This is a genomic window from Methanocella arvoryzae MRE50 (genome assembly GCF_000063445.1).
In the GTDB taxonomy this organism is placed as follows: domain Archaea; phylum Halobacteriota; class Methanocellia; order Methanocellales; family Methanocellaceae; genus Methanocella_A; species Methanocella_A arvoryzae.
Genome location: NC_009464.1, coordinates 434,768 through 447,841, shown reverse-complemented (window position 1 = coordinate 447,841; position 13,074 = coordinate 434,768). Strand labels below are relative to the sequence as shown.

General features: G+C 54.7%; 15 protein-coding genes. 9 read left to right on the top strand and 6 right to left on the bottom strand.

The window, feature by feature from the left end:
- Positions 1-41: 41 nt before the first annotated feature.
- From ribC to RCI_RS02195, 6 genes are all read left to right on the top strand, one after another.
- Positions 42-506, top strand: coding sequence for a riboflavin synthase (gene ribC, locus RCI_RS02220; RefSeq protein ID WP_012034751.1), 465 nt, complete (start codon positions 42-44; stop codon positions 504-506).
- A 32-nt stretch (positions 507-538) separates the two neighbouring features.
- Positions 539-964: a 6,7-dimethyl-8-ribityllumazine synthase gene (gene ribH, locus RCI_RS02215; RefSeq protein ID WP_012034750.1), complete on the top strand. Its 426-nt coding sequence runs from the start codon at positions 539-541 to the stop codon at positions 962-964.
- 18 nt (positions 965-982) lie between these two features.
- A complete protein-coding gene (locus RCI_RS02210) occupies positions 983-2,107 on the top strand; it encodes a pyridoxal phosphate-dependent aminotransferase (protein WP_012034749.1) in 1,125 nt (374 codons plus the stop codon).
- A 108-nt stretch (positions 2,108-2,215) separates the two neighbouring features.
- A complete protein-coding gene (locus RCI_RS02205) occupies positions 2,216-2,425 on the top strand; it encodes a hypothetical protein (protein ID WP_048197878.1) in 210 nt (69 codons plus the stop codon).
- A 247-nt stretch (positions 2,426-2,672) separates the two neighbouring features.
- Positions 2,673-4,661: a cation:proton antiporter domain-containing protein gene (locus RCI_RS02200; RefSeq protein ID WP_012034748.1), complete on the top strand. Its 1,989-nt coding sequence runs from the start codon at positions 2,673-2,675 to the stop codon at positions 4,659-4,661.
- A gap of 57 nt (positions 4,662-4,718) precedes the next feature.
- Entirely contained in the window at positions 4,719-5,450 is a 732-nt protein-coding gene (locus RCI_RS02195; RefSeq protein WP_012034747.1) for an endonuclease III domain-containing protein, read from the top strand.
- Between the two features lie 43 nt (positions 5,451-5,493).
- Here the strand turns inward: RCI_RS02195 and RCI_RS02190 are convergent, their stop codons facing one another.
- Positions 5,494-6,147: a hypothetical protein gene (locus tag RCI_RS02190; protein ID WP_148266491.1), complete on the bottom strand. Its 654-nt coding sequence runs from the start codon at positions 6,145-6,147 to the stop codon at positions 5,494-5,496.
- A gap of 104 nt (positions 6,148-6,251) precedes the next feature.
- Complete coding sequence (locus RCI_RS02185; protein ID WP_048197876.1) at positions 6,252-7,709, bottom strand: hypothetical protein; 1,458 nt, start codon at positions 7,707-7,709, stop codon at positions 6,252-6,254.
- Positions 7,710-7,866: 157 nt separating this feature from the next.
- Here RCI_RS02185 and RCI_RS02180 point away from each other — a divergent pair, with 157 nt between their 5' ends.
- Entirely contained in the window at positions 7,867-8,271 is a 405-nt protein-coding gene (locus tag RCI_RS02180; RefSeq protein WP_081477261.1) for a M67 family metallopeptidase, read from the top strand.
- A 25-nt stretch (positions 8,272-8,296) separates the two neighbouring features.
- Here RCI_RS02180 and pdxS read toward each other — a convergent pair whose 3' ends face one another.
- The 4 genes from pdxS to RCI_RS02160 form a co-directional block, all read right to left on the bottom strand.
- Complete coding sequence (pdxS, locus tag RCI_RS02175; protein ID WP_012034743.1) at positions 8,297-9,193, bottom strand: pyridoxal 5'-phosphate synthase lyase subunit PdxS; 897 nt, start codon at positions 9,191-9,193, stop codon at positions 8,297-8,299.
- Positions 9,194-9,346: 153 nt separating this feature from the next.
- On the bottom strand, positions 9,347-9,772 hold the full coding sequence (locus RCI_RS02170; protein ID WP_012034742.1) for a hypothetical protein: 426 nt from the start codon (positions 9,770-9,772) through the stop codon (positions 9,347-9,349).
- Positions 9,773-9,932: 160 nt separating this feature from the next.
- The gene (locus tag RCI_RS02165) at positions 9,933-10,658 is read right to left on the bottom strand and encodes an ABC-2 transporter permease (protein ID WP_012034741.1); all 726 of its coding nucleotides are present in this window, start codon (positions 10,656-10,658) and stop codon (positions 9,933-9,935) included.
- 3 nt (positions 10,659-10,661) lie between these two features.
- The gene (locus tag RCI_RS02160; protein ID WP_158308849.1) at positions 10,662-11,510 is read right to left on the bottom strand and encodes an ABC transporter ATP-binding protein; all 849 of its coding nucleotides are present in this window, start codon (positions 11,508-11,510) and stop codon (positions 10,662-10,664) included.
- A 360-nt stretch (positions 11,511-11,870) separates the two neighbouring features.
- Between RCI_RS02160 and RCI_RS02155 the strand changes: the two genes are divergently transcribed.
- Both RCI_RS02155 and RCI_RS02150 read left to right on the top strand, forming a co-directional pair.
- Entirely contained in the window at positions 11,871-12,626 is a 756-nt protein-coding gene (locus RCI_RS02155; RefSeq protein ID WP_012034739.1) for an ArsR/SmtB family transcription factor, read from the top strand.
- 47 nt (positions 12,627-12,673) lie between these two features.
- The gene (locus tag RCI_RS02150) at positions 12,674-13,051 is read left to right on the top strand and encodes an ArsR/SmtB family transcription factor (RefSeq protein WP_012034738.1); all 378 of its coding nucleotides are present in this window, start codon (positions 12,674-12,676) and stop codon (positions 13,049-13,051) included.
- Positions 13,052-13,074 lie beyond the last annotated feature (23 nt).

The following is a 13,074-nucleotide window of genomic DNA, read 5'->3' as shown; positions in this document are numbered from 1 at the left end:
AATCATAGGTTTTCCGACAAAAATTTCAGGGGTTTTTCCCGATGGCCAAAGTGGGCATAGCCGATACGACGTTCGCCAGGTACGACATGGGCAAGGCAGCGATCGACGAGATCAAGCGGAACAGCTCGGTCAAGATCGAGCGGTACACGGTTCCGGGAATCAAGGACCTCCCGGTAGCCTGCAAGAAGCTTATCGACGAGCGCCACTGCGACATCGTAATGGCGCTCGGTATGCCCGGCTCCAAGCCGGTTGATAAGACGTGTGCCCACGAGGCCAGCATGGGCATCATCATATGCCAGCTGATGACGAACAAGCACATCATCGAAGTATTCGTCCACGAGGACGAGGCCCCCGACGGCCGGGAACTGGCAGCGCTGATGGATAAGAGGGCGAGGGAACACGCGCTGAACGTAGTCCGGCTGCTCTTCGACCAGCGCTCGCTGGAGCGGCAGGCCGGAACGGGACAGCGGCAGGGCTACGAAGACGTGGGTCCGGCGAGGATTTAATTTAACATTCTTTATATACAGGTCTGATTGTAATGGCAGCAAACAACGAGATCAGGATCGGGTTCGTGGTTGCGGAGTTCAACCGTGACCTGACCTGGCAGATGGAATTGTTAGGCAAAGAACACGCAAATTTCCTGGGCGCGAAGGTCACCAAGGTCTTCTATGTACCGGGCGTATACGACATGCCCCTCGCCGTCAAGAAGATGGCGGCGGACAAGACAATCGACGCGATCGTCACTATCGGCAGCGTCATCGAGGGCGCCACTGACCACGACCAGGTCGTCGTGAGCCAGGCGACGAGGAAGATCACCGACCTCGCGCTGGAGTACGACAAGCCCATCACCCTCGGCATCGCAGGGCCCGGCATGACTCGCATGGAAGCCTTCGACCGCATCGAGTACTCGAAGCGCGCCGTCGAAGCCGCCGTCAAGATGGTACGCAGGATAAAAGAGTATTAAGTTACCGAGCCTGTTGTTATGTCCCGGCTGGACCAGGTAGAAGAGTCGGCGACGCTGCGGATCGCCGATCTGACCAACGAGCTGAAAAAGCGTGGTAAAGACATTCTGAGCTTTAGTCTGGGCGAGCCGGACTTCGACACCCCCAGGCACATTGTCGACGCAGCGAACGAAGCGATGTCTACCGGCAAGACGCACTACGCGCCCTCCGCCGGCATACCCGAGCTCCGCGATGCCATCGCGGCCAAGCTCAAGAACGATAACGCCATCGACGTCACCGGCAAAGACATTATAGTGACCCCCGGTGCCAAGCAGGCGATCTTCGAAGCATGCTTCGGCGTACTAAATAAGGGCGACGAGGCCATCCTGCTGGAGCCGTCGTGGGTTTCCTACGATGCCTGCATCAAGATGAGCGAGGCAAAAACTGTATGGGTCAAGTCGAACGAGGACGGCTCTATTCCGGCCGACTTCGGGAAGCACATCACGAAAAAGACCCGGATGGTCATTCTCAACAGTCCCAATAACCCTTCGGGCGCCGTTCTCACCAAAAAGGATCTGCAGCACGTGGCCGATCTGGCCGTCGATCACGATTTCTACGTGCTTTCTGATGAAATCTACGAGAAGATTAGCTACGGTGAAAAGCACTACAGCATCGGCTCGATGATCCCCGACCGGACGATCACTGTCAACGGCTTCTCCAAAGCGTACGCGATGGCCGGCTGGCGCATAGGGTACGTCACAGCCCCGAAGCCCGTCTTTAAAAATTTGCTGAAGGTACAGCAGCACACGATCTCCAGCCCGACGACCTTCGTCCAGTATGGAGCTCTCGCTGCCCTCAACGGGTCTCAGGACTGCGTTACCGAGATGGTAAAGCAGTTTAAAGCCCGCAGAGACGTAGTCATGAAAGGCCTGAAAGACATCGGCCTGGAATGCCCGACTCCCGAAGGCGCATTTTACGCTTACCCGAAGGTGGATGGCAACTCCGAGAAGATCGCCGAAGGCCTGCTTGATGCAGGCGTCGGCCTGACGCCCGGCTCCGCTTTCGGACCGGACAGCAACGACCACCTGCGGATGTCGTACGCCTCTTCCATGGAGCAGATTGTGGAAGGGCTGGCCAGGATGAAGAAGTACTTCGCAAACCAGTGATCTTTCCTTTTTTCCCGGGACTGCTCAGCCATATCTATGGCTGCACGCATCTCCGGGAACCTTTAAATACCCGGAAAAGCAACCACTTACTATTATCCGGGAGTTATTATGATACCAAAGCTAAAGCTCGAAATTTTAAACCCTTACATGCTCCTGGGCTGGGTCTTCGTCTTCGCCGGCCTGATCGGAGTGCTCTTCTACATCATGTCTCCGGGCGCCGGTTTAGAGGCAGTACTTGGCTTCTCCGTGGCCTCCTTCTTCTGTGGACTGATCATGATCTATCTCGGCACAACGAAGAAAAAGATCTTTAAAAAATAATCTTTGCAATATCTATTTAGCCGCAAAATATTCAAACTTGCGGCACTCTTCCTATCGCTAATTCCACTCGGCGCTGAAAGTATTTATACCAGAATTGACTAAAGTGCGTAGGAACAGTCTATCCGCCTTTTCGTGTATCCTCGGACTGGGATAGGGCGAATTGTGATTAGACTTTCCTATAGATCGACTCTTAATCGTTGGGTATTTGCGGACTCTTATCAAAATCACCTGTCTCCGGGGCTTAAACATGGAATTCGAGCTGCTTAAGAATCTTGGCATATTGTTGGCTTTTGCTATCCTGGCTTTGCTGATCTGCTACCGGTTTAAATTACCGGAGATCATCGGCCTGTTCATCACCGGCCTGCTGATGGGCCCCCACGGTATCGGTGTCTTTACCAATATGCACGAGATCGAGTACATTGCCGAGATCGGCGTAGTATTGCTGTTATTCACCATAGGCCTCGAATTTTCCTTCAAGAGCCTGATAAACCTGAAGAAGCAGTTCTTCATAGGCGGAACGGTCCAGATGACGCTGATCTTCGTCGCGACCTTCCTCATCGCCAGCATGCTCGGGCTGTCCCAGAATGCAGCGATACTCGCCGGTTTCATGCTGTCTTTAAGCAGCACTGCCATCGTTCTCAAGCTTCTGCAGGACCGGGACGAGCTGGATACTCCGCAGGGCAACGTCATCATGGGCATCATCATCTTCGAAGACATTATCGCAGTCTTCATGATGCTGGCGATCCCGCTCATGTCCGGCAAGGCCGGGAACATAATCGAGTCAGTCCCAACCCTGGTACTGGCCGCCATCGTCATCGGTATCATCCTGATTGCCGGGACTCTATGGGTAGTCCCGAGAGTGCTCCACCGCATCGCAAGAACCAGAAGCAACGAGCTGTTTGTGCTATGCATCGTCGTCATATGCCTGGCCATGGCCTCACTGACCTCTCAGTTCGGGCTGTCGCTGGCGCTGGGCGCCTTTCTGGCAGGGCTGATCATCTCAGAATCTCCCTACAGCCGCCAGGCGCTGGGCACCATACTGCCGTTCAGGTACGTCTTCACCAGCTTCTTCTTCATCTCGATAGGGATGATGCTGGACCTGCACTTTTTCATCAGCAACCCGTGGATCATCATCGCCGCAGCTATCATAGGAATCCTGATCAAGCTCTTCTCGGGGACTATCACTACCCTGCTCCTCGGGTATACGATCCGCGTGGCTGTGATAGAAGGCATCAGCATGGCTCAGGTAGGCGAATTCTCCTTCATCCTCGCCAGCCTCGGGCTCGCCGCCGACATGATCAATGCCGACCTCTACCAGATCTTCCTGGCCACTGCTATCCTGACCATGGCAGCTTCGCCATTCCTCATCTCATACTCGCAGAAGCTATCCGATACCCTGTGCAGACTGCCCCTTCCTGCCAGGCTCAAGGCCTCTTCGTGCCCCATTGCGACGCCTCATGAAAACATTACCGATCACCTCGTGATCATCGGCTACGGCCTTAACGGAAGAAATCTGGCACGGGCAGCAAAGGCAGCTAAAATTCCGTATACAATAGTAGAGATGAACCCTGATACAGTTTCCGCAGAGCAGGCAAAGGGTGAGCCCATCCACTACGGCGACGCCACTAATGAAATCGTGCTCGAGCACCTGAACCTGGAAAATGCAAAGATCGCAGTCATCGCGATCTCCAACGTCGAAGCAACCCGGAGGATCACCTCCACACTCCGGAAACATTTCCCTCACTTACACATCATCGTCAGGACACGCTATACGAGCGAAACCCAGGTCCTTAAGGAACTGGGAGCATCAGAAGTGGTGCCGGAAGAGTTCGAGACCTCTGTGGAAATATTCGCCAGCGTCCTGAGAAGGTACTTTATCCCGAAGAGCCGGATCGATCAGCTGACGGCTGAGCTGCGATCTGAGAACTACGAAGTCTTCCGGAGCCCTGCGCAGGCAGGATACTCGCTGGACGACCTGGTTTCCCGGGAGTCCGGCGTAGACATAGCCACTGTACGCATCGGGGAAGATTTGCCTCTCATGGGCAAATCGATCAAAGACCTCGGCCTCAGGAACAAATACGGGGTCACCATACTAATGGTATACCGTAACGATAAGCAGATCTATAACCCCGATCCCGGCACTGTCCTGGAACCCGGAGATCTCGTCTACGCCTTCGGAAGACACGACAGGCTGACCGAAGCATTCAATGACCTTCGCAGCAGGGATGTAGCCTGAAGAGCTCCCTGCCACGGAAATGTATATCGGCTCCAGTGCCGGCATTAGGGTGTCATTATGGCTACGCCAGTCGATCCTAAAACAGCCGAGATATCCCGCAGGCTGATCGCCCGTTACGGCAGGTACGATGAGTCGAGAGGCAAGCCTTTCGACGTACTTATTATGACGATCCTGTCGCAGAACACCACTGACCGGAATTCCCTCAGGGCGTTCGCGAACCTGTACGAGGTATATCACACGCCAGAACAACTTGCCAGCGCGCCTGAATCCGCAATAGCCGATCTGATCCGCATCGGAGGCCTGCACGAGCAAAAGGCGAAGCTCATCAAAAATATCTCTCAACTCGTGATAGACGAGTACGACGGCACTCTGGACTTCGTCTGCGAAACAGACCCCGAAGTCGCCAGAAAGGAACTGCTGACCATCAAAGGCGTGGGCCCTAAAACAGCAGACTGCGTACTGCTCTTCTCCTGCGACCGGGACGTGATACCTGTAGATACCCACGTCTTCCGCATTACCAAACGTCTCGGCATCGTGCCCGAAAAAGCCGACCACGAGAAGGCCCGCCAGATCCTCATGGAAAAGGTCCCCGAAGGCCTGAGAGGCTCGACCCACGTGGCTCTCATCAAGTTTGGGAGGGAGATTTGCAAAGCCCAGAATCCCCGTCACGATCAATGCTTCTTACTCGACTTATGCGACTACGCCCGGCAAGTCGGGACTGCCAGAGGGCCGGAATGCGGCCGTACTGAATGCGACAGCGTCCACTCACACAGAGACAAAGGATTGTGAGTAATCCCGGTAGTTCTGGCTTATGATGACTGTGAGCTTGTGTTTACAAGCCCGACAGTAAGAATGCCAGATTCTTTTCTAACGCTTCTGCCTCGTTCCGGCTCTGCATGGCCAGGGCGTTGTAATCGTTGGCCTGCCTGACAAAGCTGTTATATTTGACAGGGTTCACGTTGCCGGGCCCTTTGGTCGCAATCTGGTCGGCCATTTCGGCGTAAGCGAGGCTGGCGTATTCCATGCTTGCCGCGGAGTAGTTGGCCGTCTGGACCCACTTTTCGCTGAGCAGCACTTCGTCCTGGTTGATCGAGAAGCCGCCCATCGTCTCGAAGTCAGCTCTGGCGGCTTCCATGCGTTCTTTGGCTTTGAGCATCATGCTGCTGGCATTGGACCAGTCGGACTGGTTGTGGGCCAGCCTCTGGGCTTCGTCCATGTAAATGATGCCCGCGTTGTACTTGTCGATGCCGGACTGGAGCATTTCAGTGTACTTATATTGCTGCTCGACAGTCGCATTGGTGGCGGGGCCTGGCACTGCAGTCGCTGTGGGAACTACTGTAGGCGTTTTCGACGGTACCGGGGCCGAGGTGGCCGTTGGCGCTGGCGTGGGCTGCTGGGGCTGTTCCTTCAACACTGTACATCCGGACAGCGCTACGATGATTACGAAAAGTAGTGCTACTGTGGTGATTCTTAGGGCTCTGAACAAGCTTACACCTTCTGAAGATGTGGTCATTCAAACATTTCTGCTGATTGTTTAAAATTATGCTACTGGAATAAGCGGCATAATAACCGATCGGCGATAGCCGGCTGTTACCGGCGCCTTGTCGCAATTATCGCAAGTACTGCTGCCAGTATGACGGTTATTGTCTGCAGTAGCCCGAAGCCCGGTGCCGGGCCTGAGAGGGGATGGTCCTTTTTCCACGCCGCTTCTGTGGCGGTGGTGTTGTTCGCCAGAGTATAGGCAAGGTCAGCCTGGATGATGGCGTTTCTATAATCTTCCCTGGCATAGTTGCTAAGGGATAGATTATAGTGTTCCCGGGATAGATTTAGCTCGTCGTTCGCCGCAGGGCTCGATAGTTTGCCGGCGGTCGTGATCTTTTCCCGGGCCTGCTGCAGATGGTAGTCGGCCTCGGCTTTAAGTGCCTGCTGTGCGAGAGCCTGAGCGACGCTCGCCTTATTGGAGGCGTTCAGATACTGTGACGCGTTAAAGGCGGCCATGGCCAGATCAAGCTCATTCCGGGCTTCGGTGAGCAGGTTTCCGGCTGACGCGCTGGTCAGTATGTCCGTATGTGAGATCATCTCCATAGCAGAATCGATAGCCCGGCGGGCGACGTCCCTGGACTCGTCGGTCTGGTTTGACGTGATCAGGTAGTAGTACTGGGCGTTGACTGCATTGTTGACGGCGATATCTGCAGTTGTTACTTCTGCTTTCGCCTTATTGAAGTCCTCTGCATCCAGGTATATACTGGCCTGCTGCAGGTGAGAGAGCGACTCGTTGATCAGCCTCCGTGACTCAGGGCTGTCAGCGCCGGACAGCGTCGTAATCTTGACATTGACGGCTTTGACTGAATCCAGGATAACGTTCTTTTTGGACTGGTAGTCGTTTTCCGATGCCCTGGCATTCCTGATCATTTGCGTGACGTCGAAGGTACTGTTGATCGCCATCTCGAAGTCGTTAGAGTTGTATGCGCTCCAACCGTCAAGCATGACGTTTGTCGCGTTGAACAGGTCGGCTTTAGCGGCTTTGCTCGAGTAGTTCATCGCCCGGGCATCGTTCAGCGACTGGTTAGCCTCCTGCAACAGCCGGAGGGCCTGTTGCCGGGAAGGCGAGTCCACGTATATGTGCCCCTCAGGGGTCACTACCGTGTCGTTGACCCACGACGAGGAGGCCGTGTCGTACCGGGTGATGTCGAGCTTGAAGTAGTATTTGTGATAGCCCACGCTGGTGTTCTTGTTGCAGCTGACAAGGAACTGGCCGGGCCTGCTGACGGTATTCGACTCTACCTGCACGTAGTTGCTGCCGAAATTGAGCATGTAGGTAGTATCCTCCGGCATCCAGTCATAGTGGACGCCTATGGTGTAGAGCCTCACAGGATAGTTCTCATTGTTATGGACGGCGAGATCTGCTGCCATGATCTGGCCCTGCAGCAGCGTTCCTGAAGGCAGGGACATATTTACCGATACGTTAGCCGCTGTGGCCGGGGAGGCCGGCAGGGCTGAGATGCCGATCAGCAAGAGCGACAACAGGAAGATTAGCCGGCCATTCATAGGCGGTTATGAGTGTTACCACACTCTTAATCTTTATGGTATCATCTGTCAGCCTGACGATTCAGAATAGGGGTACCCGCTCTTTTTCATTCGGGATTAGCTTAACGTGCCTGTCTCCCGGCTCATTTTTTTAAATCTATCCGCGCTATCGATTCCTATGGCAGAAAAATCTGTATCTGTCACCCGGTCAGGACTTGAGACGATGCGCAAGGATGCTCAGGCCAGAAAGCCTGAAGAAGCCTGCGGTCTGCTGATAGGCCGTCAGGAGGGTGATAAGGCTATAGTGACTGAAGTCGTGCCAATGGCTAACGTGAGCAGATCGCCCGAGCGCTTCAGCATCGACTCGGAAGAAATGTATGCAGTATTGCAGGAGGCGGAAGATAAGGGCATGACTGTCCTCGGCAGCTATCATTCTCACCCGTCGGGCCACGTGCCGTCCTGCCTCGATGCGAAGTACATGCAGCACACGTCCTACGTCTGGATGATAGTACCTGATACAGGGAACGTACGGGCTTACGTCTTTCAGGACGGGGTAAAAGAAATGAGGATGGAAGAGGCCTGACTGCGGTTATCCACCGCAGTCCAGCTTACCAGCCGCGGGTCTGGAGAATCTCTTCCTGGGGAATCGTGCTGACGCCGATACCCTTCATCGGGTTGCCGATGCCCTTGGACACTTCGGCAAGCTTGGCGGGATTGTCGTAGTTGTTGACTGCCTCGACGATCGCCTTTGCCATCTTCTCGGGGTTCTCTGACTTGAAGATGCCGGAGCCCACGAAGACGCCGTCTGCGCCCAGCCTCATCATGAGCGCTGCGTCGGCAGGAGTGGCCACGCCGCCGGCGGCGAAGTTGACGACCGGTAAGCGCTGCATCTGGGCTGTTTCGATGACGAGGGCTGCTGGTGCTTCGATGGTCCTCGCGTACCTGCTGAGCTCTTCATGAGTCTTGCCCTTGAGCTCCCTGATCTCGCCCTGGATCTGCTTCATGTGCTTGACTGCCTCGGAGACGTCGCCGGTGCCGGCTTCGCCCTTGGTCCTGATCATCGCCGCGCCTTCCTCGATCCGGCGAAGGGCCTCTCCGAGGTTCCTTGCGCCGCAGACGAACGGAACGGTGAACTTAGTCTTATCGATGTGGTACTTGTCGTCGGCTGGAGTCAGGACTTCCGACTCGTCGACCATGTCGACTCCGATGGCCTGGAGGATTTCGGCTTCCACGAAGTGGCCGATCCTCGCTTTCGCCATGACCGGGATGGTGACTGCGTCGATGATCTCCTGGACGATGAACGGGTCTGCCATCCGGGCCACGCCGCCAGCCTTGCGGATGTCGGCCGGAACAGCCTGGAGAGCCATGACTGCTACTGCGCCTGCTTCCTCGGCAATCAGCGCCTGTTCCTTGTTCGTTACGTCCATGATGACTCCGCCTTTCTGCATTTTGGCGAAGCCGCGCTTGATTAAAGAAGTTCCGTGACGTAGTTCTTCCATCTTCATGATTGTATCCTCTATGATATCTGGTCGCTAGTAAAATGATTTAGTATTTAAATCCTGCGCGACCGGGATACAAGGAGATGGCAGGGTGGCGATATATACTTTTACATAGTGGCAGGATGCAGGGCATTAAAAGAACTATTTTATAGAAAGGGCTTATCCGGGCATGTCTGGCCGGCTCTTCCTGACGAACAGGTTATAAAAGCCAATGGCCGCCATAGATCCGGCAGATACCACGAGGAGAAGCATGAATGCTTTTCCCATGAGGCCGTCCTCGAAGATCGCCCATATTACCCCGGCTAATGCGAGCATGGAAATCCCCAGCACTGCAAGATGTCCCTGGTAGCGCTTGAAACGCCAGCCGGCGGCCAGGGATAACATGAATCCGGCGGCGAGAAGCATGATGAAGCCCGGGGGATAATCGCCAGCCATCAGCTTAATGCTCCCTAAGGCCAGCAGGCTGAAAAGCCCCATGGCCACGCCGAGTGCAATAAGGATGATCATTGTGCCTCTGGTAACGGTTGCCGCAAGTGTTTCCGTGCCCTGGCCTGAAACGGGTCTCATGTGCTCTGCTTTCCCCATAGACTAGAACCCCCATATTCCGGATACCGATTTATTATGCCTTCCCGGGTGCAATCGCTGCATATGACTAAGTATCCAGGAATATGTCGGCTTATAGGCATTAAAAAGTGCTTACAGTAAATAGCGAGCTTCTATACACGATGAGAAGAGGCAGGGAATCTTAGTTCCCCGCAATCCTCTCCCTGTTGAAGGTTTTCACGCTCACCGCAAAGGTCACTGCGATAGCGGCCGCGAGCAGGACGATTATTACTGCATTGGCCAGCATGACGTATTCCCCGAGCTCCGCCCTGGCAAAGGTCAGGCCCATTACGATGCCTGCGATGACGTACACAGGCATGTAGGTCATCCTCGCGTTAGAGATGAAGCCGGATATCGCCACAATGATGAGCACTGACAGCACGACGATCATGGGGGCTATGACGAGGACAGTCAGCACCAGCGAGAGTGTCGGGAACGGCGTCGTCCACTGGATCAGGTGGCCGTTGAGCGCCAGTACGCAGCCCAGGATCACGGCCATGACGAAGGCCAGGCCCCCGATGCCTGCGATGACTGCCGCCAGCATCTTGCCCGCCAGTATCTCGTAATCCTTCAGCGGCAGGGTAAAGAGATACTCGATCGTCTTCTGCTCCTTTTCGTACGGGAACGCCATGACGGCTATCGTTGAGGCCATGACGAGGGCGTAAAAGCTGGAGAACAGCAGGTAGACCTCCAGTGACTGGCTAAGTGCTGCGGAGCTGTATCCTCCTGCCATGAGGGCGTTATTGATCTGCATGATCGGGACAATGGAGAAGATCCCTAACATGATCAGGTTCCGCAGCATTGCTGATTTCCCTGTGAAGTACGCTAAGAGCTCTTTCCGGGCGATTTCCCATATGATATTGACCATTGCTTATTCCCCCATGACCTTGAAGTACACGTCTTCCAGGCTCTGGATGTTACTCGACATTTCCATGATGCTGATTCCGGCAGATGCCAGCCGGCGGTTGATCTCGGGTGCAAGAGCGTCCCGGTCGCCATGGATATATATGTAGTCGTCGGCCAGTTCCACCTTACCCAGCCCGCCGAGCACTGCCAGCGCCTTGTTGGCGCCTGCTGCCAGCCCGGAGACCTTGATCCGTATGGCAGGCGCATAGAATTTCCGCCGCATGTCGTCCATGCTGCCCGCTGCCACAATTGTGCCGCTTTTTATGATTGCCAGGTGGCCGCACACCTTCTCGACTTCGGGCAGCACGTGAGAGGTGATGAAGATCGTTTTTCCCTCCCTGGTGAGGCTCTTGATCAGGTCTTCAATGTTTCGGGCGGCCACCGGGTCCAGCCCGGAGGTGGGCTCGTCCAGGAACAGCACGTCCGGGTCGTTGACCAGCGCCCGGGCGAGGGCGACTTTTTGCCGCATACCCTTGGAGTACCTGCCGACTTTCTGATTCCGGGCCTCGAAGAGGTCCAGCTTCTTGAGCAGGTATTCAACGATCTCTTTTCGCTCCCTTGTATTGAAACCGTGCAGCCTCGCAGTGTAGTCGACGATGTCGTAGCCGCTCATGTAATCGTACAGCCCGTAGGTATCCGGGAGGTACCCTACGATCTTCCGTACCTTCTCGGGCTCGGCCCGTACGTCATAGCCGCTGACGATTGCTGTGCCTGTTTCTGGCTTTAGCAGCCCGACCAGTATCTTAATGGTCGTAGTCTTGCCCGCTCCGTTGGCCCCGATGAACCCGAAGCAGGTTCCCGACCTGATGTTCAAGTTGATATTTTTGATACCGTGAATTCCGTCGAAAGTCTTTGTCAGACCTTTAGTGGTAATCGTGATGTCACCTCGCCCCGCATGTTGGGGCAACTACTTATCTGACGCTAATCTATTTAAGAAAAATTTTGACTGAAGCCGGTAAATCATTGACTGCAAGTGGGAAATACGGCAAGCTGTGCCAGCGTGATAAAATATGATATTATTATATGGTTATTGAAAAACCAGATGAAATATTATTCTTCACAGGCCTTCTTGAGATGCCTGAACTCCCACCCCATATATTTATAGAGGTAGTAGAGCAGCAGTATACCTGCCGCCCGACAAGTTATATATGATAGCTCTGAATATTAGCCACTGATGCCCGCGAAAGACGTCGCCCGCCTGCTGAACAACGAGTCTAATCTCAAGATCCTGGACCGGCTCAAAGCCAGGCCGTACTATCCCCGGGAGCTGGCGCAGGAGATGGGGCTGAGCGAGCCCTTTGTAGTGCGCCGGCTGAAGGCGATGGAGGAAGAGGGCATCGTCGAAGGCCGTTGGGAGGCTGAAGGCAGCCGCAAAGTCAAGCGGTACTACCTTATGGACGTGAAGATCGAGTACGGGAAGGAAGGCCTGAAGGTCAGCTCGGAAGAAATTCCGGAGAAACCCGGCATCGACCTGAAAAATGAACTGGTAGGCAGGCTGATCAAGCTCCCCCTGATCATCGTCTTCGGGATCGGGGTCCTGTTTAACATACTGGCCCTGCAAGTGGCTCTGCTAGTATTTTTGATCTGGTACGTGGCCATGACTACCGGATTCTATAAGAGATACCATTTTAAGACATCACTACTATCGATTCCGCTCTACGTGTTTAACACACTGATCATCGGCGGCCTCGTGGCCGGTAATTTGCTTCAGATACCGGTACCCCTGGACGTAGTCTTAGGACTTATGGCAGTCGGGTTAGTCTTTCTCATGATCTACCACGCCCGGTACTACCAGCTGGAACTGGGCGACATGCTGATCAAGTACCGGGAGTTCATCGATGGCCTGGAAGAGTCGCCCCTGCACGTCAAGCTGTTTTACCTGCCGATGGCGGTCCGGTGGAAGCTGTGCGAATACTTTAAGATCGTCTGAGCGCAAAAACTATATCGCCGGCCGGAGGCATATTCCATTGATACTCCATGGCTGGCCATCCGGATTCCACCAATGATTATGATTCCTGCGAGGCGACGCAGGTCCACGAAGGCTCAGTCAGCAGAGCCCGGGCCAGGGCGATCGACGAGGAGACCGTGCAGCGCCTGTCGGACATTTTCAAGGTCATGGGCGACCCTACTAGGCTCCGCATAATCAATGCCCTCTCTGCGGGAGAGATGTGCGTCTGCGACATTGCCTGCGCACTGGGTATGGAAAACTCCGCCATATCCCACCAGCTCCGAATTTTAAAGGCTATGCGGCTGGTCAAGTTCCGGAAAGAGGGCAAATCGGCAATCTACTCCCTCGATGATGAGCACATGCTGACACTGTTCAACGAAGGCCTGAAGCACGCACAGCACAGGTAATCGATTGAGAGCCATAGATCGCC